The sequence below is a fragment of the Desulfobaculum sp. SPO524 genome (genome assembly GCF_044987625.1).
Taxonomy (GTDB): domain Bacteria; phylum Desulfobacterota; class Desulfovibrionia; order Desulfovibrionales; family Desulfovibrionaceae; genus Desulfobaculum.
The window spans coordinates 65,388-89,771 of sequence record NZ_JBJDSB010000005.1; the positions used below are offsets into that span (position 1 = coordinate 65,388).

Genomic DNA, 24,384 nt, shown 5'->3' on the forward strand with positions numbered 1-24,384 from the left:
GGCAAAAGGCAGGACAGACAAGGCTTTTCCTCTGCCGCCAAATACAGGCGGAGGAAACTCGAGCCGCGATATGGGTTTCGTACCGCTCAAGGCGCGCCACGCCGGACACCGCAGCGCCTTCACTGCGTCGGACATTGCGATTGAGGGCGGATACTTATATAACCATGCAATGGAAACCACGCGCCACAAACCAGCGGGGCACGCTCCCCCCGCCACCATCACCCGCGAGGGCGGCGGCCTCATCCTTGCCGGACGGCTGGATTCCCGCGGCACGTCCGTTATCTGGAAAGAGGGCCTCACCTTGGCCGGTGCCGGAGAATGCGCGTTTATCGACCTCTCGCGCGTCAGCTATCTGGACACCATGGGCGCGGGGCTGATTCTGCGCATGCGTCAGGCCGCCACACGCGGCGACGCACAGCCGCCCCTGACCGGCACCAACGCCGACCACGAACGCCTGTTGGCCCTCTTTGACGGGGCGGACCTTGCCGCGCCCACCGCGCCGCGCCGGGGCGGATTTGTGGAGCAGGTCGGCGACTCCGCCGTGGCCGTGGCCCGCGACTTCAAGGACCTTGTCTCCTTTGTGGGCGAAGGCGCGTTCTCTCTGCTGTGCGCCCTGCGCTCGCCCTCCTGCATCCGGTGGAAGGACACCATCGCCACCTGCGAGAGCGCGGGCGTCAACGCCCTGCCCATCATCGCCCTTATCGGCTTCCTCATGGGCCTTATCACGGCCTTTCAATCCGCCGTGCCCATGCAACGCTTTGGCGCGGACATCTACGTGGCCAACCTCCTTGGCCTGTCCATGCTGCGCGAGCTTGGCCCGCTGGTGACGGCCATCCTGCTTGCGGGGCGCTCCGGCTCGGCCTTTGCCGCGGAAATCGGCACCATGGTCATCAATGAAGAGGTGGACGCCCTGCGCACCATGGGGCTGGACCCCATACGCTTTTTGATGGTGCCGCGCGTTCTTGGCACCTTGCTGATTATGCCGGTGCTGACCATTTTCTTTAACTTTTTCGCGCTGATTGGGGGCGGCATTGTGGTAACGGGGCTTGGGTATCCGCTCATCACCTACGCCACGCGCGTCTTTGAAAACGTCACCACCGGCGACGTGCTGGGCGGGCTGTTCAAGGCGCTCATCTTCAGCATTCTTGTGGCGGGCATCGGCTGCCAACGCGGACTGCGCACCGGGTCCGGAGCCAGCGCCGTTGGCATATCCACCACCTCCAGCGTGGTGAGCGGGCTGGTGCTTATCGCCGTGGCGGACGGCATTTTGGCCACCATCTACTACGCGCTGGGGATATAGCCATGACCGACGCGCCACTCATACAGGTGGACCGCCTCGTCGGCGGCTATGGCGAGACCGTCATCCTTGATGATGTCAGCTTTTCCGTGGCACCGGGCGAGGTGTTTGTCATTCTTGGCGGGTCGGGCTGCGGCAAGTCGACCCTGCTCAAGCATATGATCGGCCTCAAAGCCCCGCGCTCCGGCCGGGTGCTCATAGGCGGGGAGGACTTCACCGCCGCAACGGGCGACGACCACCGCGCCATTCTGCGGCGCTTTGGGGTCACGTACCAGTCCGGGGCGCTGTTCGGGTCCCTGACCATCCGCGAGAACATCCGCCTGCCCATGGAGGAGTTCACCACCCTGCCGGACGAGGCCATGGACCTTGCCGCACGCATAAAACTTTCCCTCGTGGGCCTTTCCGGCTACGAGGAGCATATGCCTGCGGAACTCTCCGGCGGCATGCGCAAGCGTGCGGCCTTGGCGCGCGCCATGGCGCTGGACCCGGACATCATGTTTCTGGACGAACCATCAGCCGGGCTGGACCCCGTTACCTCTGCGGGGCTGGACGAGCTTATCCTCAGCCTGCGTGACAGCCTCGGCATGACCTTTGTGGTGGTTACACACGAACTGCCCAGCATTTACACCATTGCGGACCGTGTCATAATGCTGGATAAGCGCACGCGGGGCATCATCGCGGAAGGCCGCCCCAATGACCTGAAGGACCACTCCGACAACCCGTGGGTCCGCCACTTCTTCAACCGCAAGGCGGAAAGCGACGAACAACCATGAGCACTCGGACAAGCCGATTCCGGCTCGGCCTCTTCATCCTGACGGGGATAGGCCTTTTGGCCGCGACCATCATCTACCTTGGTGTTGGCACCACCTTCCGCGAAAGCATTGTCGTGGAATCCTACTTTGACGAATCCGTCCAAGGGCTGGACGTTGGCGGCGCGGTAAAGTTCCGCGGCGTAAAGGTGGGCACGGTCAAGAACATCACCTTTGCCTGGACGCGCTACCCCCACGCTGATGAGCTGGGCCGCTACGTGCTGGTGGACATGGCGCTGGACAAGGAGCTGGTGACCAATTTCTTCGGCCAGCGCATCGCGCGGGAGAAGTTGTACCTGCGCCGCCCCATTGAGCTTGGCCTGCGCGCCCGCCTGACCACGCAGGGCCTGACCGGCGTCGCCTTCTTGGAGCTGAACTTCTTCGACCCCGAGGACTCCCCGCCCCTGCCCATTAGCTGGGAGCCGGAGAACCCCTACATTCCCTCCGCGCCCAGCACTATGAGCCGGCTGGAAGCCGCCATGGACAGCATCGGCGACGCCATCAAGGAAATTGAATTCCAGCACATCGGCGACACCCTCGCGCAAATTCTGGACAAGGTGAACACCGGCCTCGACGAGGCCGACGTCGCCACCCTTGGCGGCCTCATCCAGCAGGACCTGTTGGAACTGCGCAAGGGCCTGCGCCGCGTCAACACCCTGCTCAGCGACCCACGCCTTGAAACCATCGTCCCCGACGCCGCCGCTGCCGTGGCCGGAGCCCGCCGCATGGTGGCCAGCTCCGAAGAAAACTTTGTGGCCACCTTCCAGCAGGCGCGCAATGTCAGCAGCAATCTGGAGCGCGCCAGCGTCAGCATCAACACCCTGCTGGAGGACGACAAGCTCGGCGCGGCCCTCTCGCGCCTGCCCGGCACCATAGAGGACATCAGCGCCGCGGCGCAGGACATCCGCCGCAGCATGAAACAGTTGGAGCGCACCCTGCGCGGCGTGGGCGACCTGACGGAATCCGAGTCCGCCAACATCCGCGCCATCCTCCAGGACACCCGGCGGCTGATGGACAACCTCAACGCCGTGGCCGGGGAAGCCCGCCAGAACCCCGCGCGCCTCATCCTTGGCGCGCCGCCCAAACGCATCGACCCGGAGAAACTGCCGTGAAGCGCTACGCCACCACCGCCCTCTGCCTTGCCGTGACGGCGCTCGCCCTGCTGTGCGCGGGCTGCGCCGGAAGCCTCACAGGCCCCGCGCCGGAGATTCACCACTACGCCCTGCGCCCCGCGCCGCCGGCGCCCGCAAACGTTAGCGCGCCGGGCGTCCTTAAGGTCCGCCGCCTCGCCATCGCGCCCGAAAGTTCCGGACGCGAAATGGTCTACCGCACGGGCGAGACGCTCTACGCCTTTGACTACTACAACCAGTACCTCGTGAACCCGGCGGATATGCTGACGCAGGCCACACGCCGCGCCATGCGCTCCGCCGCGCTGTTCACCGCCGTGGCCGGGGATGGCTCCTCCCTGCGCCCGGACTACGTGCTGGAGGGCACGGTCAGCGCCCTGCACGGCGACTTTCAAGACACGGATGCCCCCGCCGCCGTGGTGCAGATGCAATTCTTCCTGCTGCGCGATACGGTTGGGGACTACGACATCATGTTTGACCACACCTACACCCAGCGCATCCCCTTACGCCGCCATAAAGCGGCTGACCTTGCCAACGCGTTGGAGCGCGGCGTGCAGGACATCCTGCACCAGCTTGCCACCGACCTCGCCGCCACGCTGTCCGCGCAGCAGTAGGCCACCGCACGCAAAAGCGCCCTGTCCGAAACCATCGGACAGGGCGCTTTTCTTTTTTCCTTCGCCGAACGCGTGGGCGCTATTTGGCGGCGTCCTCGTAGCGGTAGGCCTTCTTGATGAGAATCGTCTCGCGCGGGACGTCGCCCATGCCGCGGGACCGGCCCGTCGAAACCTTACCGATTTTCTCCACCACATCCATACCACGGATAACGCGGCCAAACACCGCATAGCCAAAGCCGCGCGGGGTTTCGTCCTTGTGGTTCAGAAAGTCGTTGTCCACCAGATTAATGAAGAACTGGCTGGTGGCGCTGTTCACCACGGAGGTCCGCGCCATGGCGATGGTGCCCTTGTCGTTGGAGAGGCCGTTGCCCGCCTCGTTCACGATGGGCTGACGGGTGGAGGTCTTTTGGTTCAGTGTGCCGTCAAAGCCGCCGCCCTGCACCATAAAGCCGTCAATCACGCGGTGAAACTGCGTTCCGTCATAAAAGCCGTCGTCCACATACTGGAGGAAGTTCTTTGTGGAAACCGGGGCGTTCTTCTCGTCCAGCATCACCATCACGTTGCCCATGGTGGTTTCCAGCACCACCACAGGGCCGGGACCCGGCTTGGCGGCAAAGGCGGCGGTGGCGAAGCAGAGGGCGGCCAGCGTCAGGGCCGCCAGAAACAGTCGTGCAGTTTTCATATGTCACTCCTTGTGGGGTGGTTGTGCGTTGCGTAAGGCGCGCCGGCAACGCGCCAAGGGCGGACAAAGGGCCGCCCTAGTCCGATTTGGCGCTGTCGTCGCGGTAGGCGTGGATGATGCGCTCATAGGTATCAGGAATAATAAAAATGCGCACCAAGCGCCCATGGTCCTGCGCCTTTTCGACAATATCAAGCACCGTGTCCATTCCCCCGACAATTTTGCCGAAAACTGGCAGGCCGTAGGAGATATCCACGTGCGGATCGTAATTGAGTTCCGGATTGCCGTCCCAATTGACGTTGATAAAAAAGCCCGGCGTCAAGTTCTTCCCGCCAGCGTTGCGGTGGGAAAAGGCAATGGTGCCGAATTCATGGGTCAGGCCGTTGTCCGCCTCGTTGGCGAACTCCAGCACCCCGGTATCCCGGCGTTTCAAGTTTTCATCAAAGTAGCCGCCCTGCAGCATCACGTTGTCAATAAGGGCATGGAACACGGTGCCGTCATACAGCCCCTGCTCCACAAACCGCAAAAACATCTCGGTGGTCTTCGGGGCGCGGACGCGGTTTAACTCAAGAACAACGTCGCCCATGGTCGTTTCCATGACCACACGGGGAAAGCGCACGGTGTCGTCTGGGCGCGCCGGAGCGCCGCCCATGGATGCGCACCCAGCCAAAGCACACAGCGAAAGACAAAGAAACGCCGCACGCAAGGAGCGAACCAGCTTCATTATTTTATCCTCATAGGGTATGATGTGATATGTTTCCGTTTTACCGATGTGATTAGGGAAAGATGGCACCGGTGTAAAGCGCCGAAGACACGGCCACGTACCGCAGGTAGCACAGCCACATGCAGCATCCACCTCCTTCGCCACGCACCTCCGTGGGATTCCGGCGCCACCGTTGGTGGCTGAGGGCGCTCTACGCCCTTGGACTCCTCATCGCCACCAGCATCTTTGCCGCAGCAGCCTACTGGATAGACGACCAAGCCGCATCGGACTACGAGCGCATCTTTAACGACCAGCAAATGACAGCGGTGCAGCTCTCCCGCCGCGCCATTGAAAACCGCCTTGGCGCCCTCAGCGCCGCCATCACACACCTTGCCCGCAGAACCATGCCCAAAATCGAATCCGGGAGCGAGCGCAAGGCCACCTTTCCCAATATGTTCGAGCCACTGCGGGCCAGCTTTCCCGAACTGCTCGTCCTTGGCTATTACGAAACGCCCGACGCGCCGGGGATGCTGGCTATTTCCGGCTTTCAGAGCGCGGAGCAGGCCGAGCGCGAGGCCGAACGCTGGATTCAGGAGTCGTGGGGCATTCTTCAGGATTCACCGGACGCCATGTACGCCCCGGACCTGCACATTACCCCCCGCAACCGCTTTTTAGCCATCATCGCTCCGGTGCGCACCACCACGGTCATGCACGGCGCGGTTATTGCAGTGGTCAACCTGAACCACATCGTCAACAGCTACGTCAGCCCCCTGCGCCTGCAAGGCTACGGCGAAGTCTTCCTCCTTGACCGGCATGGACGATTTTTATTCAACAACGCCCGCCCTGTTTTGGGCCGCAGCATTCTGGAGCCAACCTTTGACGACTCCCCCGTGCCCAGCGCATGGCGCCTCAAGGTTCTGGAATCGCATGAAGGGCACATCACCGGCAAAGGGGACGGTTCCGGCGGGCCGTGCTGTAGGCTGGTGGCATGGGCCACGGCGTCCATTGGCACCCAGCACCTGACCATAGGCCTCTCCGCCGACGCCGCAAAGGTCAGCGAGGGATTCACCTCCCTGCGCATGCAGCGCACGGCCTTTGCCGTGGTGCTGACACTGTTCTTCATCGGCGCGGGTATTTTGCTCTACCGCGCCGTGGTCGCGCGCCGCCTCAGCTATCAGGACGCCCTGCTGCGTACGGAGCAGGACACCTCGCCCGACGGCATCCTTGTGGTGGACCATAACCTCTACGCCACCTTCTGGAACGTCAGCTACCTTGAGCAGTGGCACCTTGAACCGCAGGACCTGCTCCCGGAAAACCGCGAACAGGCGTTTTCGAAAATTGACGCGCTTATGCCCGACCCGGGCGCCATGTACCAGCACTTTCTCTGGCTGTGCGAGCACCCGGAGGTCGAAGAGGATGACTACGAGCTGGAGCTTCGCGATGGCCGCGTCATAGAGCGCCGCTCCCGCGGCTTCTTCAGCGACAAGGGCAAGCATCTGGGCCGCATTTTCTGGTTCCGCGACATCACCGAGCGCAAGCGGCAGGAGCAGCGCATTCAGGAAGCACTGGAGGAATTCGAGGCCATTTTCGACAACTCCATGGTGGGCGTTCTCTACGTGCGCGAAAACCGCGTCATCGTCCGGGTCAACGCCCTGTTTGCGGAAATGTTCGGCTACACGCCCGAGGAAATGCAGGGCCAAAGCACGCGCATTATCCATACCTCGGACGAAACCTACGCCGACTTTGCCGCCACATTCATCGACCGCTTAAAGCGCAGCGAAACCGTGCACGCGCAATACGAACTGCGCCGCAAGGACGACACGCCCTTCTGGGCGGAGTTTACCGGCAAGGCGCTGGACCCGTCGGACCTCGCGCGCGGGGTCATCTGGGTTGCCACCGATGTGACGGAGCAGATAAAGCTGGAGCAACTGCGCGAAGACGTGGAGCAAATCATGCGGCACGACCTGAAAAACCCGCTGCACAACGTCATCTACGTGCCCCAGCTCCTGCGCGATGACGGCAACCTGAACCCGCAGCAGCTCAAGCTGATGGACGAACTGGAAAAGTCCGGCTACCGCATGCTGGATATGGTCAACCGCTCCATGGACCTCTACAAAATGGAACGCGGCACCTACAAACTCTCCCGCGAGGCCGTGGACATCAACGACCTGCTCACACGCATCATCACGGACCTGAAACCCGTGACCGAGGCGCGGCAGGTGCGCATCCGCCGCAACCGCGTGGGCAACGTCGCGCCGGACACGCCCTTTACGGCCTACGGCGAAAACCTGCTGCTGTACTCCATGCTGGCGAACCTCATCCGCAACGCGGTGGAGGCCTCGCCCATGGACGGCGTCGTCACCATCACCCTGGACGACTCCGCCGGAGCCATCAGCATCCACAACGCCGGAGCCGTGCCCAAGGAAATCCGCAGCAGATTCTTCGAAAAGTTCGCCACAGCGGGCAAGCCAGGCGGGACGGGCCTTGGCACCTACTCCGCCGCGCTCATTGCGCGCTCCCACGGCGGCTGCATCGCGCTGGAGACCAGCCGCGAAACGGGCACCTCCGTCACCGTCAAGCTACCCCTGTGGGTGGACGCCCCCAGCCCGACCTGCGACTAATCCCACCTGACGCGTAGCGGTCCACAGCGAAATCGTGTACCGTCCAGCGGCTGCCCCAAGGCGGCAGCGCCCCCCATTGCACGATATATCAGGAGCCTTCATGCCAGGGAAAACCGTACGAGAAAGCCGCATTTCCATGTCGCAGCTCATGCTGCCGCAGGACGCCAACCCCGCCGGAAACGTCCACGGCGGCGTGGTGATGAAACTCATCGACAACGCCGGGGCCGTGGTAGCCATGCGGCATGTGCGGGGCAACGTCGTCACCGCCAGCATCGACAGAATGGACTTTTTGCACCCCGTGTTCGTGGGCGACCTCGTACACGTCAAAGCTTGCCTGAACTATGTGGGCACCTCGTCCATGGAAGTGGGCGTGCGCGTGAATGCGGAAAACATCCTCACCGGCGAATTGCGCCACGCCGTTTCCGCCTATCTCACTTTTGTTGCTCTGGATGAGGACGGCAAGCCCATGCAGGCCCCGCCCCTTATCGCCGAAACGTCCGAAGACTTCCGCCGCAGGGACGCCGCGCAGGCGCGCCGCTCGGTCCGGCTGACGGAACGCCGCATGGCCAAAAACAGCAGGAACCGCGCAATATGACCACCCCAGACCTCACAGCCATGGCCCACACCCTGACCGCCATCGCCGAAGACGCCGGACGCGTCATCCTTGGCATCTACGAAGACGGCTTCGACGTGGAATACAAGGCCGACGATTCGCCCATCACCCGGGCGGACCGCGCGTCCAACGCCCTCATCTGCGAGCGCCTCGCCGCCGCGTATCCGGACATCCCCATCCTGTCCGAGGAGGGCGCGCACCTGCCCGCCACCCAGCGCGCCGCATGGCCCCGCTTCTTTTTGGTGGACCCGCTGGACGGCACCAAGGAATTCGTCAAAAAGAACGGCGAGTTCTGCGTCAACATCGCCCTTGTGGAAGGCACAAGCCCCGTCCTTGGCGTCATCCGCGTGCCCGTGCGCGGCGTGACCTACTGGGGCGGGCCTGAGTGTGGCGCGTTCCGGCAGTACGACAACACCGAGGCCGCGCCCATCCACACCGCCACGCCGGGACCGGACGGCCCGGTCCTGCTGGCCAGCCGCTCGCACCCCGCGCCGGAGACCGAAACCTTTGCCGCCGCCAAGGGCGTGACCCGGCGCATCGACGCAGGTGGAGCCATCAAGTTCTGCCTGCTGGCCGAGGGCACGGCGCATTACTACCCGCGCTTTAACGTGACATGGGAATGGGACACCGCCGCCGGACACGCCATTGTCCTTGGCGCCGGCGGCAGTTTTACCGCTCCGGATGGAACGGATTTTCTCTACAACAAGGCGGACCTTGCCAACGGCGGCTTCCTCGCCGGATGGCAATAATCTTCCCCTGCGGCGGATGCGCGGCCTCCCTGCGCTCCGCTGCCCTCTAGGCGGTCGCGGCTTTGCCCGCGCCCCACTTCTGCCGAAAAGCCGCAATCTCCTCCGGCGAATACAACGTCTGCGCAAAGGGCGCGCCGTAGATGCGGTCCAGCACGTCGTCCGGCAGGGCGAGGCGCTCGGTCACCGCCGCATACAGCGCCGCGTAGGGGCGCTGGTCCGCCGCGTTGGTGCGGCCAAGCTCCTCTACGTGCACGCCCAGTTCGCCGCGCATCACGGGCACGAACACCCGCGGCGCATCCTCCAGCCGAAACACGGCCACGCGCACGGATGCGGTGCCGCCATACACGCGCCAGCCCGCCTCCGGCGCAAAGCCCTCCGCCAGCACGTCCACCCCGTGCACGCCGTGCAGCTCCTCGCGCATCCAGCGGGCCATATAATCCGTCTCCGGGTCAAAGGCCGCAAGTCGCTCCCGCGCCACCTGCGCCAGCGCGTCGGCCTGCTCTTCTAGCTCGGCCTGCTCTTTTGGGTCTGCATGATTCTCCGTGCCCGGACGCTTCCCATTCTCCGCGCACACGGCCGCCGCCACCTCGTTGTGGAAGAGGTCCGACAGCACAAAGGCCACAGGGTCGCGCACCAGCGTGACCACCAGCGCTTCACGCTGGGTTCTGTTGCGCCGCACAAACCACGCGGCAAGCGCGCCCTCGCGCACATGGTCCGGCACCGGACGCGACGCGGACCGCGCCTCGCGCCGCGCGGCCTCGCGCATGGTGGGGGACAGAAAATGCACATGCACGGGCAGAACACCCGGCACCGCGCGAAGGGCGGCGTACACACTCATGGAGCCAACGCGCCCCATCTGGTGCACCAGCACCACGCGCCGCCGTGGCCCCAGCCATGCGACGGCCCTGTCCTGCCGGACAAGGGCGGCCATACGCCACACACTCTGAACACGGCTCATCAGCCGCCGCAATACTGACACAGCACCTCCGGGTGGTTTGGTCTGCTCCGCACAGCGGCGGCAGGGGGGACACGCCGCCTCAGGCTACGCGCCGCCAAAATACAATACATCCACAATACAATGCGCAATGATAAGCGGATACACACTCCCCGTGCGCCACATGCACAGCGAAAACACCCCGCCGATGACAGCGGCATTAGCCACGGCGGCAGGCCCAAGGGACCAATGGATAGCGCCGAACACAAGGGCCGAAAGCCCCACAGCCACCCCCGGCGCGCCCGTGGCCCGCATAATGGCCGTCCACGCCAGCCCGCGGAAAATGATCTCCTCCACAACACCAACAAAAAAGAGCCCGATGGTGGCGTCCACAGCGCCAAGCGCCGTGCCTTCCATCACCGGCACGCTGCCCAGCTTGCCCCCCGGCGCAAGGGACTCAAAAAACGCCAGCCCCCACGTATCCAGCAAAATGCCCGCAACGCTCATCCCCAGCGCGTAAAAGACAAAGAGCGCCGGCGTAAGCCGCTGCAGGCCAAGGTCCTCGGGGCGCACCATCCCCCGCGCCGCCGCCCACACAAGGATGACAATGGGCAGGGCTTTGACAAAGGTGTAGTCGATGCCAATCCACACCCGGTAATCCGTCACGAAAATATTGGCCATGTCGTTGAGCAAAAACGGCACGGCCAGCACCGCATACAGTCCCATAAGGCTCTGGGAACCGTTTCGCATAGGCTCCTCCTTTCGCTCCGGCGCGGCGCTTTGCGCCGCTTGCCTGCTACTCTACCACGCGCGGTGCGCCTTTGCCACGGCGCGTCTGCGCCCACCTGCGCCCTGCCCGAAACAGGCGCCCCGCCCCATGCTTTTCCCCCCGCAAAAATGGATAAAAAACCCGACTTGTCATTGAAAAGCACCGTCCGTATACTGTCTGGCTCCACAAACAACCCCAACAAACCGGTGTTCCGCAATGCCTTACAAAGGACCCCACATTTCCATTCCGCCAGAGCGCCTTGTTCCGCGCGTTCTGGGTCTGGACTACAAGGAATTCAGAAGATGGCCCGAGGCCGTGCGAGAGACCGCACTGGACCTCGCCGCAGAACTCTTTCTGATACGCTACAATCCCTTTATCGACCCCGAAATGGTCTGGAAGAGCGCGCAGGCTTCCTTCAGCCGCGCCAAACTCGCCCTGTCCGAGGAATATTCCTCTGTGCTTGCAACGGGCATGTTCCGCTTCTGGAACCAGTTCAAGGACGACCAAAAGTTCAAGGACGAGGTCACCACCCGGGCCGCGCAGTTCCTGCCGCCGGAGGCGCTGGACACGCGCCCCAACTCCCGCGTGGAGTGCGCCACCGACGCCACTGACCTGCGTATGGAACTGCCCATGTTCGTCGCCCTGCCCGAAACCACCGCGCAGGTCCGCGACCTTGTGCGTCTGGCCGGGGCCATGAACTTCTCCCTCATCCCGCGCGGCGGCGGCTCCGGCCTCACCGGCGGCGCCATCCCAGCGCGCCGGCGCAGCGTGGTCCTCAGCCTCGCCCGCCTCAACCGGATGCTGGACATCGACACCGAGGCCAAAACCATCTGCTGCCAAAGCGGCGTCATCACCATCGACGCCATCAAAGCCGCAGCGGAAAAGGGCCTGCTGTTCACCGTGGACCCCGCCTCCAAAAGCGCATCGTCCATCGGCGGCAACGTGTCTGAGAACTCGGGCGGTCCCTTTGCCTTTGAATACGGCACCACCATCGACAACATCCTGTCCTATAAAATGGTGATGCCAACGGGCGACCTGATTGAGGTCCGCCGCAAGGACCACCCGCGCCACAAGATTATGCCGCATGAAACGGCGGTCTTTGAGGTGCTGAGCGAGCAGGGTTCCGTCATGGAAACCGTCTCGCTCTCCGGCACGGACGTGCGCGCCGAAGGCCTTGGCAAGGACGTGACCAACAAGTTCCTCGGCGGCCTGCCCGGCGTGCAGAAAGAAGGCGTGGACGGCATCATCACCGAGGCCTGCTTTACCTGCTACGACCAGATGGCCCACTCGCGCGTGCTGTGTTTGGAATTCTTTGGCCGCACCATGCGCCCGGCCATGCACGTCATTAAGGACGTGGTGGGACTGCGCGACGCCATCCGCAAGGAAGGCGACCTGGTGAAGATCTCCGCCCTTGAGGAGTTCGGCAGCAAATACGTGCAGGCCATCGAGTACACCAAAAAGTCCATGCGCTACGAGGGCGAGCCCATTTCCGTGCTCATCCTGCAACTGGACTCCAACGACGAAAACGCCCTTGAGGACGCCGCGCGCCGCATTATCGACATCGTGGAACCCTACGACGATGTGGACGTCTTTGCCGCGCGCGACCCGCGCGAGGCCGAAGTCTTCTGGGAGGACCGCCACCGCCTGTCCGCCATTTCCAAGCGGACGTCGGGCTTTAAGATCAACGAGGATATCGTCATCCCCATTGACGTCATCCCCGAGTTCTCGGACTTCCTTGAGGCGCAGAACCTTATCTACATGGCCAAGGCCTACCGCCGCGCCCTGCAGGAGGTTGGCCGCCTGCCCGGCATTGGCGTGGATGACAAGTTCCTGAACATGGAGTTCACCTTCTCGTCCAAAATCATCAACAGCCAGGTGACCCACAGCGAGATTTCCGATCAGGAACTTGAAGTGCAGGCCTACTACTTCTTCCGCGACCTCAAGAGCCGCTACAGCGACCTGTCGGAAGAAATGGACGCCATCTTCGAGCACATGCGCGCCACCCGCATCGTCATTGCCAACCACATGCACGCGGGCGACGGCAACTGCCACGTCAACATCCCGGTCAACTCGAACGACGCCGAGATGCTGGCCCTTGCCGAAGAAGCCATCCACGCCGTGGCGGATACCGTCATGAGCATGGGAGGCGTGGTGTCCGGCGAGCACGGCATCGGCATCACCAAAATCGGTTTCCTGCCGGAGGAACGCATCAAGGCCCTTGCTGACTACAAACAGCAGGTGGACCCCAAGGACATCCTGAACCCCGGCAAGCTCACCACCCGCACACTGCCCGCGCCGACCTATACGTTCTCGTTCAACAAACTCATCGAGGACATCGGCAACACCGGCCTTGCGGATAAAGAGCGGCTGATGAGCATGCTCACCAACATCCAGACCTGCACCCGCTGCGGCAAGTGCAAACAGGTCTGCCCGATGTATACGCCCACGCGCTCGCTTATCCACCACCCGCGCAACAAGAATATCAGCCTTGGCGCGCTCATTGAGGCCATCTACTACTCGCAGGTGACCGGCGGCGAGCCGGACCGCGACCTGATGGACAAGCTGCGCGAGCTGGTGGACCACTGCACCGCCTGCGGCAAGTGCATGGCCGTGTGCCCGGTGAAAATCAACACCCCGGAAGTCACCCTGCACATGCGCACCTTCCTTGAGGAAAAGGGCGCTGGCGGGCATCCCCTCAAGACGCGGGTGCTGCACTTCCTTGCCAAGAACCCCACAAACAGGGTGCCTCGCGCGGCCAAGATGGCGGCCATCGGCCAGACCATGACCAACCGCACCGTGGGTCTTATCCCTGCGCCGTGGCGGAAGCGGGCGGAGAATCCCATGTTCCAGGGCAAGGGGCCGTCCCTCGGCTTCCAGCACCTTGGCGACGCACTGCGCCTCAGCAAAGGCTCCTTCTTCGTCCCGGATACGGACACCGCCGACGGCGGCGCTGTGCTGTACTTCCCGGGATGCGGCGGCGGGCTGTTCAGCAGCAGCATCAGCCTTGCCGGGCTGTACCTGCTGCTCAAGTCCGGCACCTCGGTGGTGCTGCCGCCGGAGCACATGTGCTGCGGCTATCCGCTCATCACCGCGGGCTGCGAGGAAGCCTTCAACGCCAACCGCTCGCGCAATATCGACCGGCTGGCCGACCTTGTACGCTCCGCCGCCGACGCCGGACTGTCCGTCAAACACGTGCTGACGGCATGCGGCACCTGCCGCGAGGGCCTCAAGGAATACCATCTGGAAACCTTCACCACGCCCCTGACCCACCGCGACGTGACGCAGTACGTCATGGAGGCCGCCCCCCGCGTGCTGGACGCCGCCGCCCCCGACGACGCACCGCTGCTGTACCATGCGGCGTGCCATGCGGAATGGTCCGGCGTCCCCGCCACCAAGGCGTCCGGACGCTACGCCGAAGCGCTTGCCGAGCTGACGGGCACCACGGTGAACATCTCCCCCGGCTGCTGCGGCGAGTCCGGCATGGGAGCCATGACCACCCCCGCGCTGTACAACAAACTGCGCGCGGAAAAGCAGCAGCGCCTCACCAGCGACCTGCGCGACTACCCGGCGGACCGCCCCATCGTTGTGGGCTGCCCGTCCTGCCGCATCGGCATCCGCCGCAGCCTCATCGCCATGAAGGACGCCCACCGCGTCATCCACACGCTGGAGTACATGGCCGAGCGCCTTGGCGGGCCGAAGTGGAAAAAAGAACTGCTCTCCGCTATAGGAAACAGCGACCCGCGCCCCGGCGTGCGTCCTGTTACCCTGCACAAGGGCTAACCCATAGCCCCGCGCGGCCATGCCGCCGGGGCGCAACCCGTGGCGGACTCCCACCCGGAGTCCTGACCGCAGGGCGCACAAGCATATGACTGAGGGGGCAACGCGCCGCCCCGCGCGTGAAGCGCATACAGCTTCACCACGGCCGCCGCGTTCCCCCTCTTTGCATGCCCGCCCTGCCAGACCGATAACCGGAAAAAACACGCATGCGCATTCTCGCCATTGATTTTGGACTTAAACGCGTTGGGCTTGCCCTTACCGACGGGCTGGGCATGATGGCCTTTCCCTACAAGACCATCGTGCGCACCACGAGGGACAAACTGTTTGCGGAATTGTCCGAAATACTGGAAAAGGAAAATGTTACCGCCATCGTGCTGGGCCTTCCCCTGTCCCTCGACGGAGAGGAAACGCTCATCACGCGGCAGGTCTACAACTTCAAGGCCAGCCTTGCCCGGCGCACGGACCTGCCCATCCACTACATGGACGAACGCCTCTCCAGCGTAGAGGCCGAAGAACAACTCAAGGAAGTCGGCCTGCGCCGCAAAAAGCGCAAAACCGTGCTGGACCAGCAAGCCGCCGTCCGCATCCTTGAAAGCTACCTCGCACAGGAGAAACGCGACGCATGAGCATGAAAAGAACGTTGATCGCATGCGCTGCCCTCACCGTTTTCCTCTGCGCCGTCTCAGGCTGGTTTCTGTGGCAGGCGCACTCCTTTTTGCACACCCCGGCCGAAACGCCGGGCCGCGAGGTGGTGGTCCACATCACCCCGGGGGAAACCTTTGACGAAGCCGCCTCGGCCCTTCAGGCCGACGGCGTCATCACCGACGCATGGCGCTTTCGTCTGCTGGCCCGCCTTGAGGGCAAAGCCCAGTCCATCAAGGCCGGGGAGTTCAGCCTGCATTCCAGTTGGACGCCCCGGCAGGTGCTGGACGCCCTCACCGAAGGCCGCGCCATGCTCCACAAGCTGTTCATCCCCGAAGGCCTGCCGTGGTGGAAGGTCGCCCGCGTGGTGGAGGAATCCGGCCTCACAACCGCCGAGAGCTTTGAAAAAGCCATCCACGACAAGGACCTGCTGCGCAGCTACAATATTCCCTTCGACAGCGCCGAGGGCTTCCTCTACCCGGAAACCTACCTCATCCCCCGCCCGCGCGGCGGCGACGCGGCCCCCATTGTGCGCACCATGCTCAGCACCTTCTGGGAGCAGGCCGGCAACCACATCTGGCCCAACGGTCCGCCGCCAGAGGACGAGCTGAAGCGCATCGTCACGCTGGCCTCCATGGTGGAAAAGGAAACCGCCGCCGCGTCCGAGCGCGCCCGTATCGCGGGCGTGTACACCAACCGTTTGCGCCGCGGCATGCGCATGCAGTGTGACCCCACCGTCATCTACGGCCTTGGCACCGCCTTTGACGGCAACATCACCAAAAAACACCTGCGCGACTCGTCCAATCCCTACAATACCTACCGCCACAAGGGCCTGCCCCCCGGCCCCATTTGCTCCCCCGGCCGCCCGGCGCTTGAAGCCGCCATGCAGCCTGAAAAGCACAAATATATCTTCTTCGTCTCCAAGGGCGACGGCACCCACAAGTTCAGCCGCACCCTGCGCGAGCACAACCGCGCCGTGCGCCGCTACCTGCTGCGCCGCTAAGGCGGCTTCCACACGACATCACACGCCCTTCGGCCGCCAGCCGGAGGGCGTTCTTTTTTGCCGCGCGCAAACGGTTTTCGCGTCAGGGTGATGCAATTTCATGTAAACCTGATATGATTTGAGGAGCTGTATCGTCCAACAAGCCAGGGGACCATCTCATGCGCAAATCCATCGTCGTGCAAATGCTCCTTGTCGTGGCGGCCACGCTCATTATTGAGGGGCTGTTCTTCTACACCGCTATTTCCTACGGCCTGCGCGGCTTTGCCACCGAGCAGTCCGAAGAGACGCGCGCCGCCATCATTATGGAAAAACGCACCAAGCTGCGCGACCTTGTCCAACTTGCCATCTCCACCGTGGATGAAATCCACGCCCGCTCCAAAGACCTCGCCGCCCTCAAGCGCGACAAGGTCGCGGAGCTGCGCCCCATCGTGGAGACCGTGCACAGCCTGCTGCAAAACACCCTGCATGATGTCGAAGCCGAAGCCTCTCTTGCCGAGGCCAAAGCCCGCATCACCGCCATGATTACCCGCATGCGCTACGACGACGGCAACTATCTGTGGATTACGGACCTTGATGGCCGCATGATTGCCCACCCCATCCGCGCGGACCTCAATGGCAAGGACCTCTCGGACGCCACCGACCCCAACGGCAAGCACCTCTTCCGCGAAATGGCGCGCGTTGCCGCCGAGACCGGCGCAGGCACCGTGGACTACCTGTGGGCCAAGCCGGGGGAAAAAAAGCCCAAGCAGAAGGTCTCATACGTTAAACTCATTCCGGAACTGGGGTGGATTGTCGGCACGGGCGCGTGGGTGGAGGACATCACGGAGGAACTCAAGCAGACCGCGCTGGAACAAATACGTGGCATGCGCCTGAGCGACGGCAACTATCTGTGGATCAACACCCTTGAGCCGCGCATGGTCATGCATCCCGTGAACCCGGAACTGAACGGCAAGCCCCTTGGGGACATTACGGACACCAAGGGCAAGCATCTGTTTATGGAATTTGCCGACGTTGCCCGCGAAGAAGGGCAAGGCTTCGTGGAGTACCACTGGAGCAAGCCCGGTCAGGACGGCGACTTCCCCAAGCTGTCCTATGTGCAGCTCTTCCGCCCGTGGGGGTGGGTCATTGGCATGGGCGTCTATATGGACGATGTGCAGACGCAGGTGGACAGCCGCCACCAGCGCTTTGCCCACGCCATCAACACCAATCTCAACATCACCGCGCTCATAGGTTTTGTTATTGTGCTTGGCGCGCTGGGGACCATCTCGGCGCTGATGTGGATTATGCTCAAGCGCCCGGTGGGCACGCTGGTCACCTACGCCGAGCGCGTGGCCGAGGGCGACCACGAAGCCACCTTGCAGGGCCGCTTCCATGGGGAACTCCTCACCCTCAAGAATTCCATATCCGCCATGCTGGACAGCCTGCGTGACAGTATGGCCGATGCGGAACAAAAAAGCGCGCAGGCCGAAGAGGAAGCCGCCCGAGCGCGCGAGGCCACGGCCGAAGCCGAAGAGGCGCGCGAGATGGCCGAACAGGCCAAGCGCCAAGGCATGCTGGAGTCCGCCCGCGCGCTGGAGGGCATTGTGGAACGCATTACCACCGCGTCCGAAGAGTTGTCCGCACAGGCGGACCTCACGGCGCAGGGCGCGCATGACCAAAAGGAACGCCTCGACGAAACCGCAACAGCCATGGAGCAGATGAACCACACCGTGATGGAGGTGGCGCGCAATGCCTCCAACGCTGCGGAAAATGCGGACAGCACGCGCCAGCGCGCTGTGGAGGGCCAGCGGATTGTCGCAGACGCCATCGAGGCCATCAGCTCCGTGCACACCATGGCCAGCGTCCTCAAGGACGACATGGGCAAGCTGGAGACGCAGGTGGAGTCCATCGGCGGCGTCATCAACGTGATTAACGACATCGCGGACCAGACAAACCTCTTGGCCCTCAATGCCGCCATTGAGGCCGCCCGCGCAGGCGAGGCAGGGCGCGGCTTTGCCGTGGTGGCGGGAGAGGTCCGCAAACTGGCTGAAAAGACCATGAGCGCCACCAAGGAAGTGGCGCAGTCCATCTCCGGCATTCAGGACTCCACGCGCAGCAATGCCGCGCATGTGGATAAGGCGGCCACCGCCGTCGAAGAGGCAACGTCCCTCGCCAACGAGTCCGGCAAAGCGCTGGAAGCCATTGTCACCCTTGCCGAGGGCACAGCCGAACAGGTCAGCAACATCGCCACGGCAAGTGAAGAGCAATCCGCCGCCAGCGACGAAATCAACCGCGTTATCGAAGAGGTCAACAGCATTGCCAGTACCCTCTCCGACGGCATGGACGAGTCGCGCCAAGCCCTGCAGGAGGTCGCCAGCCAGTCGTCCGACCTGCGAAAGCTCATCGACAAAATTATGGAGGAGAATTCCTAGGGCAGAAAACAGCCCACAGGGAACAACAGGGCGTCAGGAGTGCGCCCCATACAACGAAAAGCCAACACAGCGGCGTGTCAGGACGAGGTCCGGGCGCGCCGCACCAGCGTCCGGGCCAGCGCAAGGACCTGCCGGGCGGTGTCGTCCACCGTGGGCACCGTGGGCACAGCGCGGCGCAGGGCCGCAAGGGCGCCCGCATCCCGCGCCAAATGCTCCAGCACGCGCGCCAACGCGTCAGCATCGCCGCAGGGGAAGAATGCCGCCCCGGCGCCCTCCTCCGCCGCCTCGGCAAGGGCAGGGATGGCCGACGCCACAACCGGAACGCCCGCCTGAAAGGCCTCACGCAGGACAAGGCAATAGCTCTCCTCACGCGAGGGAACCACCACCACATCCAGCCCGCCCAAAATCTGCGGCACATCCTCCGGCCCATACGCCCCGCAGTAAGCAATATTCGGCGCGGCATCCATGCGCGGGGCAAGGGCGGCAAGCCAGTCCGGCTGAATGACCTGTCCGTGCACCTCAAGGCGCACCTCGTCCTCACTCAGGCGGTCCATGGCGTCCAGCAGGATGTCCAAGCCCTTCTTGAAGGTCACCGTACCAAGGGAGCCGACGCGAAGCCGCCCGGTGCGCTCCCGGTGCGGGACTTCCGCGTGCGCGCGCACGCCAAGGGGCACATGGTGAATGCGCTGCGGCGGCACCCCGGCACGCTCCAGATTGCGCCGCATATAGGCCGACGCCGCCAGCACCGCGTCCGCACGGGCCAAGGCGGAGGTCAGATACCGCCGCCGCAGGCCCAGCATGCGCGCCAGCGCGGCGCGGTCCAGCACATGGCCCAACTGCGGCACACGCTGGAGCAAGCACCACGCGCAGGTGTCGTCCGTTTCCGGACCTTCGGCGCACAGGTGGCCGTCGGCGCGCACCAAATGACACTGGTTGCAAAAGGCCCACGAATCATGCGCCGTCACCAACGTAGGAAGCCCCCGGTCAACGAGGGTATGGAGCAGGCTTCCGGTAAAGCCAATCAGGTGATGCACATGGACCACATCGCATCCCCCGGCCTGCACCAAGTCCGCCACCGCCGTCCCAACGGCGTCATCCTTGAAGCGCGCGGCAAAATCCGGACGCACCGGCACCGCCACACCATGAAAGGGGACGCCAGCCACAACGCGGGAGGTCACCTCGCCAAGGGCGCCGCCGCCCGGCCGGGGATAATAGCAGTCCACCGCGTGCCCGGCGGCCAGAAAGGCCCGCGCCATATCAAGGACGTGAAGCTCCACGCCGCCAAGGCGGTTCTCCGGTGATTCATGCAGGATACAGGCAATTCGCATAGCTCTACCCTATGCCCTTGCGCCCGGCTTGAAAAGCCCGCGCCCGGCGCGCCGGTGGCGAGTTGTCGCAAAAAAGCCCCGCCTCCCACACGGGAAACGGGGCTGAAATGGCGATGGACGCCGGAGGAGCGATGAACCCTAGAAGTTCAGGTTCAGGTGGGCGCGCAGGGCGTCCATGTGCTCCTCGGCCACGGCCTCGGCGCGGCGGTTGCCGTCGCGCAGGATGTCCCACACCATATCGGGGTTGGCGTCGATTTCCTTGCGGCGGGCGTGGATGGGCTCCACGAAGTGCTCCATGGATTCCAGCAGCAGCTTCTTACAGTCCACACAGCCCCAGCTTGCGTCGCGGCAGCCCTTGTCGATTTCGGGCAGGCGCTCGGGATCGGTCATAATCTGGTGGTAGGGGAACAGGTTGCACACATCCGGGTTGCCGGGGTCGGCCTTGCGCATGCGGTTGGTGTCCGTCAGCATGCTCATGACCTTTTTGCGCACGGAGTCCATGCTCTCGCCGAGGGCGATGGAGTTGCCGTAGCTCTTGGACATCTTGCGGCCGTCCAGACCGGGCAGCTTGGACTCCTTGGTCAAAAGGGCCTGCGGCTCGGGGAAGAAATCGCCGTACAGATGGTTGAAGCGGCGGGCGATTTCGCGCGTCAGCTCCAGATGCGGCAGCTGGTCGTGACCAACGGGAACCCGCTCGGACTTGTACATAAGGATATCGCCGGTCATCAGCACGGGATAGCCAAGGAAGCCGTAGGTGTTCAGGTCCTTCTGGGCCAGCTGTTCCTTCTGGTCCTTGTATGTCGGGCAGCGTTCCAGCCAGCCAAGGGGCGTCATCATGGAGAGCAGCAGATGCAGTTCCGCGTGGGCCTTCACCTGCGACTGCTGGAAAATGACGCAGCGCTCCGGATCCAGTCCGGCGGCAATCCAGTCCTTGACCAGTTCGGGCACAAAGCCCTTAATCTTGCGGGGATCGGCGTATTCGCTGGTCAGCGCATGCCAGTCCGCCACGAAGAAGAAGCAGTCGTAGTCCTTCTGCAGGTCAACCCAGTTCTTGAGGACGCCGAAGTAGTGGCCAAGATGGAGCGCCCCGGTGGGACGCATGCCGGAGACGATGCGTTGTTTGTTCTGAGACATGACAAGGTTCCTAAATCAGATGCAGTAGCGGTGCGATTAACGACAGCACGGGCGCGAACACCAGCCGAAGCCCCCCGCTCATGATGAGCAGAAGAAGGATGATGAACCCGTACCGCTCCAGTTGCATGTATTTGTATGCCACGTTGTGCGGCAACAGTTCTGCGAGAATCTTGCTGCCATCCAGCGGCGGAATGGGCAGCAGGTTAAACACGCCAAGGATGACGTTGATAAGCACGCCGAAGCGTAAAATATTCACCAGCGGCGGGTAAAAGAAGGACGCCATCTCGCTGGCGGCGGGCGGATAGTTCAGCATCAGCGCAAAGCCCGCATACATCAGCCCCGCAAGGACAAAGTTCGCGGCCGCGCCGGCGGCGGACGTAACGATAATGCCCTGCCGCACGTTGCGGAAGTAGCGCGGGTTGATGGGAACGGGCTTGGCCCACCCAATGATGAAGCCGGAGGTCATAGCGGTCAGCACGAAGACCAGCGTCCCGATGGGGTCCAGATGACGGATGGGGTTCAGCGTAAGCCGCCCCGCGTTTCTGGCCGTTGGGTCGCCGTACCAGTAGGCTGCTGCGCCGTGGGCCACCTCGTGCAGTGTGACGGCGAGCAGAAAGGGAACCGCCATAATGGCGATGCGCACAATGGCGTGGGAAATGTCGAACATGGGCCTTGCGACTTACCACGAACGCCCACCGGGGGCAACCCGGCGGGCGCGTGAGTCGGCTGATGAAACCCGGCAGTGATGGTGCGCTACAGGTTCTCTAGCGCGGCCGCCACCTTGGTCTTGAGTTCCGTCAAATCCACAGCCTTGACCACGTAGTAGTCCGCGGCAATGGATTTGAGGTCGTGCTGGAAGCTGTCGTACGCGGTGCACAAAATCACCGGCAGGTTTTGCTCCTGGCTGCGGATCTGCTGGAGCAAATCCAGCCCGGAGCGGTTGTTGCTGAGCTTGATGTCAAGCACCACGACCTCCGGGTCCTCGCGTTCGAGAACGGTAAGGATTTCCTCCTCACCATCGGATGTCGCCACGTCGTAGCCTTCCGTTTGCAGCTCTTCCTGGTAGAGCATGCGGATGTGTCGTTCGTCGTCGACAACCAGGACTTTTCTTTTGCTCATGGCCCCTCCGCGGGCGGAATGGACCGTTTACGACCACGGCCCGAAATGTTTACCTTTGCGGCATTGGCACATGCAGAACTCGCATTTGGTCATATTTAGCCACAAATCCCGCCAAAAAGAAATGTGAAATTTCAAAGCCGGGAAAAAGGCTTGCATCCGTTGCCGCCTCCTTGTACACACCAAATCCTGATCACTTTAGTACGATTTCAGGCAGGATATCCATGATACATATACATATCATACCCACAGATGAACGAAAGGACTTCCCGAAGCTCAAATCTGTGCTCGGGCTGCTCAACAAACTGGGGCTGCGCCGCACGGATGCGCTCATTATCCGGGGGGATGAGATGCTCACCCCCGACCGCGCCCTGAAAAACGGCGACCACATCACCGTGCGCCTTGTGGGCTCAAGGGGGTAGCGCCATGAAATGTTCCCGCTGTAAAAGTTTGGCGCAGGTCGCCCTGCCCAGCCATCACGCCGGTTTCTGCCCGGACTGCTTCAACCTGTTCTTTTCCCGTCAGGTGGAGCGCGCCATCAGGCATTTTCGCATGTTCACGCACAAGGACAAGGTCCTCGTCGCCCTCTCCGGCGGCAAGGATTCCCTCGCCCTCTTCCGCGAACTGCACATGCAGGGCTATGACGTCACGGGCCTGCACATTGATTTGTCCATCCCCAATTCCTCCAGCCACTCCCGCGCTGTGGTGGAACAATTCTGCGAGGGGCTTGGCGCGCCGCTGCGCGTGGTGAACATGGCCGACGAAGGCCTGCCCATCAGCGAAGTGAAGCGCAAAATCAACCGCCCGGTGTGCTCCGTATGCGGCAAGGTCAAGCGCTACTACTTCAACAAGGTCGCCCTTGATGAAGGCTTCACCGCGCTGTGCACAGGCCATAACCTTGATGACGAGGTGGGCCGCCTGTTCTCCAACACCCTGCGCTGGGATGTCTCGTACCTGAGCGACCAAAGCCCTGCCCTGCCCGCCGAGGGCGGCTTTGCCCCCAAGTACCGCCCACTGTACCGCCTGTCCGAGTTTGAGACGGCGGCCTACTGTTTCCTCAACGGCATTGAGCACAGCACCGCCATCTGCCCCTACAGCGCCGGAGCCAGCTTCCCCGTGCGCAAGGAGCTGCTCAACACGCTGGAGGAGAACAGCCCCGGCAGCAAGCTCCAGTTCTACGAGGGCTTCCTCAAGACGGCCAAACCGCTGTTCGAGGCCGCAGAGGAACGCGACGGCTACGCCGTCTCCCCGTGCACCGGGTGCGGCTATCCCACCTCGGCCGGCCTCTGCAACATCTGCCGCATGAAGGAGCAGGTCGCCGCAGAGGACTAGCCCCCACGCTTTCCGCACCACCACCGCGCCGCGCAGGATGACCTGTGCGGCGCGTTTTTTATGCAGGGTGCGGCGGGCGCAGCCGCGGTGGACTTTGCCGCGTTTTTCCGCGCCCCGCCTTGCTCCGGCGGGAAATATGCGGTACATCTGCAAGAGAATGCCACACATGTCGGCATTGCTCCAATGGCCGGCCATACGGCATAAAACACCGACGTTGCAGGGGGACACGATGCGAAGGCACGCTCTGGTCATGCTGGCGCTTGTCGCCACACTGCTCATTCCCGCAGGCTGCGGCAAAGGACCGGTCCCGGACGGGGCCTCCTACAGCTACATGTTCGGGTCCCTCTCCACGGAAGAGCCCGGCACCATCACCGAACTGCACAACGCCGTTATCAAGGCGCTGAACACGCTGGAACTGCCCATCTCCTTCAACAAGAAGGACAACCTTGTCGCCGTGGTGCAGACGTTTACCGCCGAAGGTGAAAGCATCACCATCACCATCCACTACCGCGCCGAGGACGTCTCGGAGCTGGTCTTCTCCTCCGAGGACCGGGTGGACGTCTACAAGCTGAGTGGACTGCTTGAAGAAATCCGCAAGAATATGTCCATTATTTAGGCGGCGCACGTCGCCGCCGCCCCCAGCGCCATCCTGCGAGTCCGGCGCCGCATAGTGCGGCGCCGGACGGCGCGCCTTCACGCCCGCCCTGCGCATGCCCGAAGTCTGTA

22 protein-coding genes are annotated in these 24,384 nt (G+C 63.2%); 14 read left to right on the top strand and 8 right to left on the bottom strand.

All coding sequences use genetic code 11. The features are described 5' to 3' along the window. Window positions 1-70: 70 nt before the first annotated feature. The 4 genes from ACI3L3_RS14600 to ACI3L3_RS14615 are packed head-to-tail and all read left to right on the top strand — an operon-like array spanning window position 71 to window position 3,847. Window positions 71-1,300, top strand: a complete 1,230-nt coding sequence (locus ACI3L3_RS14600; protein ID WP_404845885.1) for an ABC transporter permease — start codon at window positions 71-73, stop codon at window positions 1,298-1,300. Between the two features lie 2 nt (window positions 1,301-1,302). Continuing rightward, window positions 1,303-2,070: an ABC transporter ATP-binding protein gene (locus ACI3L3_RS14605; RefSeq protein WP_404845886.1), complete on the top strand. Its 768-nt coding sequence runs from the start codon at window positions 1,303-1,305 to the stop codon at window positions 2,068-2,070. Next, a complete protein-coding gene (locus tag ACI3L3_RS14610) occupies window positions 2,067-3,218 on the top strand; it encodes an MlaD family protein (protein ID WP_404845887.1) in 1,152 nt (383 codons plus the stop codon). Before ACI3L3_RS14605 ends, ACI3L3_RS14610 begins: the two co-directional genes overlap by 4 nt. After that, the gene (locus ACI3L3_RS14615; RefSeq protein WP_404845888.1) at window positions 3,215-3,847 is read left to right on the top strand and encodes an ABC-type transport auxiliary lipoprotein family protein; all 633 of its coding nucleotides are present in this window, start codon (window positions 3,215-3,217) and stop codon (window positions 3,845-3,847) included. The genes ACI3L3_RS14610 and ACI3L3_RS14615 overlap by 4 nt, the downstream gene beginning before the upstream one ends. Before the next feature lie 79 nt (window positions 3,848-3,926). Here the strand turns inward: ACI3L3_RS14615 and ACI3L3_RS14620 are convergent, their stop codons facing one another. Both ACI3L3_RS14620 and ACI3L3_RS14625 read right to left on the bottom strand, forming a co-directional pair. Next, window positions 3,927-4,529 carry a peptidylprolyl isomerase gene (locus ACI3L3_RS14620; RefSeq protein WP_404845889.1) on the bottom strand — a complete coding sequence of 201 codons (603 nt, stop codon included), beginning with the start codon at window positions 4,527-4,529 and terminating at the stop codon, window positions 3,927-3,929. A gap of 76 nt (window positions 4,530-4,605) precedes the next feature. Next, window positions 4,606-5,250, bottom strand: a complete 645-nt coding sequence (locus ACI3L3_RS14625) for a peptidylprolyl isomerase (RefSeq protein WP_404845890.1) — start codon at window positions 5,248-5,250, stop codon at window positions 4,606-4,608. Window positions 5,251-5,369: 119 nt separating this feature from the next. Between ACI3L3_RS14625 and ACI3L3_RS14630 the strand changes: the two genes are divergently transcribed. From ACI3L3_RS14630 to cysQ, 3 genes are all read left to right on the top strand, one after another. Next, window positions 5,370-7,850 (top strand): PAS domain S-box protein, encoded by a 2,481-nt coding sequence (locus tag ACI3L3_RS14630; RefSeq protein WP_404845891.1) that lies wholly within the window; start codon window positions 5,370-5,372, stop codon window positions 7,848-7,850. A gap of 100 nt (window positions 7,851-7,950) precedes the next feature. Beyond that, entirely contained in the window at window positions 7,951-8,445 is a 495-nt protein-coding gene (locus ACI3L3_RS14635; RefSeq protein ID WP_404845892.1) for an acyl-CoA thioesterase, read from the top strand. Continuing rightward, window positions 8,442-9,212: a 3'(2'),5'-bisphosphate nucleotidase CysQ gene (cysQ, locus tag ACI3L3_RS14640; protein WP_404845893.1), complete on the top strand. Its 771-nt coding sequence runs from the start codon at window positions 8,442-8,444 to the stop codon at window positions 9,210-9,212. Before ACI3L3_RS14635 ends, cysQ begins: the two co-directional genes overlap by 4 nt. Window positions 9,213-9,258: 46 nt before the next feature. Here cysQ and ACI3L3_RS14645 read toward each other — a convergent pair whose 3' ends face one another. Together ACI3L3_RS14645 and ACI3L3_RS14650 are read right to left on the bottom strand one after the other, a co-directional pair. After that, a complete protein-coding gene (locus tag ACI3L3_RS14645; RefSeq protein ID WP_404845894.1) occupies window positions 9,259-10,191 on the bottom strand; it encodes a hypothetical protein in 933 nt (310 codons plus the stop codon). Between the two features lie 63 nt (window positions 10,192-10,254). Beyond that, entirely contained in the window at window positions 10,255-10,896 is a 642-nt protein-coding gene (locus ACI3L3_RS14650) for a CPBP family intramembrane glutamic endopeptidase (protein ID WP_404845895.1), read from the bottom strand. A gap of 235 nt (window positions 10,897-11,131) precedes the next feature. Between ACI3L3_RS14650 and ACI3L3_RS14655 the strand changes: the two genes are divergently transcribed. The 4 genes from ACI3L3_RS14655 to ACI3L3_RS14670 all read left to right on the top strand — a co-directional run bounded on the left by ACI3L3_RS14655 (window position 11,132) and on the right by ACI3L3_RS14670 (window position 18,748). Beyond that, window positions 11,132-14,695 carry an FAD-binding and (Fe-S)-binding domain-containing protein gene (locus ACI3L3_RS14655; RefSeq protein WP_404845896.1) on the top strand — a complete coding sequence of 1,188 codons (3,564 nt, stop codon included), beginning with the start codon at window positions 11,132-11,134 and terminating at the stop codon, window positions 14,693-14,695. 203 nt (window positions 14,696-14,898) lie between these two features. Beyond that, a complete protein-coding gene (gene ruvX, locus ACI3L3_RS14660) occupies window positions 14,899-15,318 on the top strand; it encodes a Holliday junction resolvase RuvX (protein ID WP_404845897.1) in 420 nt (139 codons plus the stop codon). Further along, the gene (gene mltG / locus ACI3L3_RS14665; RefSeq protein WP_404845898.1) at window positions 15,315-16,337 is read left to right on the top strand and encodes an endolytic transglycosylase MltG; all 1,023 of its coding nucleotides are present in this window, start codon (window positions 15,315-15,317) and stop codon (window positions 16,335-16,337) included. Before ruvX ends, mltG begins: the two co-directional genes overlap by 4 nt. 158 nt (window positions 16,338-16,495) lie before the next feature. Further along, window positions 16,496-18,748 carry a methyl-accepting chemotaxis protein gene (locus ACI3L3_RS14670; protein WP_404845899.1) on the top strand — a complete coding sequence of 751 codons (2,253 nt, stop codon included), beginning with the start codon at window positions 16,496-16,498 and terminating at the stop codon, window positions 18,746-18,748. 77 nt (window positions 18,749-18,825) lie between these two features. On the opposite strand, the gene ACI3L3_RS14675 is transcribed toward ACI3L3_RS14670, so the two are convergent. From ACI3L3_RS14675 to ACI3L3_RS14690, 4 genes are all read right to left on the bottom strand, one after another. Then, the gene (locus ACI3L3_RS14675; RefSeq protein WP_404845900.1) at window positions 18,826-20,076 is read right to left on the bottom strand and encodes a glycosyltransferase; all 1,251 of its coding nucleotides are present in this window, start codon (window positions 20,074-20,076) and stop codon (window positions 18,826-18,828) included. 138 nt (window positions 20,077-20,214) lie between these two features. After that, window positions 20,215-21,210: a tryptophan--tRNA ligase gene (trpS, locus tag ACI3L3_RS14680; protein ID WP_404845901.1), complete on the bottom strand. Its 996-nt coding sequence runs from the start codon at window positions 21,208-21,210 to the stop codon at window positions 20,215-20,217. Between the two features lie 10 nt (window positions 21,211-21,220). Beyond that, entirely contained in the window at window positions 21,221-21,877 is a 657-nt protein-coding gene (locus ACI3L3_RS14685; RefSeq protein ID WP_404845902.1) for a site-2 protease family protein, read from the bottom strand. 86 nt (window positions 21,878-21,963) lie between these two features. Beyond that, a complete protein-coding gene (locus ACI3L3_RS14690) occupies window positions 21,964-22,329 on the bottom strand; it encodes a response regulator (protein ID WP_404845903.1) in 366 nt (121 codons plus the stop codon). A gap of 221 nt (window positions 22,330-22,550) precedes the next feature. Here ACI3L3_RS14690 and ACI3L3_RS14695 point away from each other — a divergent pair, with 221 nt between their 5' ends. The 3 genes from ACI3L3_RS14695 (at window position 22,551) to ACI3L3_RS14705 (ending at window position 24,274) form a co-directional block, all read left to right on the top strand. After that, on the top strand, window positions 22,551-22,748 hold the full coding sequence (locus ACI3L3_RS14695) for a hypothetical protein (RefSeq protein ID WP_404845904.1): 198 nt from the start codon (window positions 22,551-22,553) through the stop codon (window positions 22,746-22,748). Between the two features lie 4 nt (window positions 22,749-22,752). Next, entirely contained in the window at window positions 22,753-23,658 is a 906-nt protein-coding gene (locus ACI3L3_RS14700) for an ATP-binding protein (protein ID WP_404845905.1), read from the top strand. 229 nt (window positions 23,659-23,887) lie between these two features. Next, window positions 23,888-24,274, top strand: a complete 387-nt coding sequence (locus tag ACI3L3_RS14705) for a DUF3568 family protein (protein ID WP_404845906.1) — start codon at window positions 23,888-23,890, stop codon at window positions 24,272-24,274. Window positions 24,275-24,384: the final 110 nt, after the last annotated feature.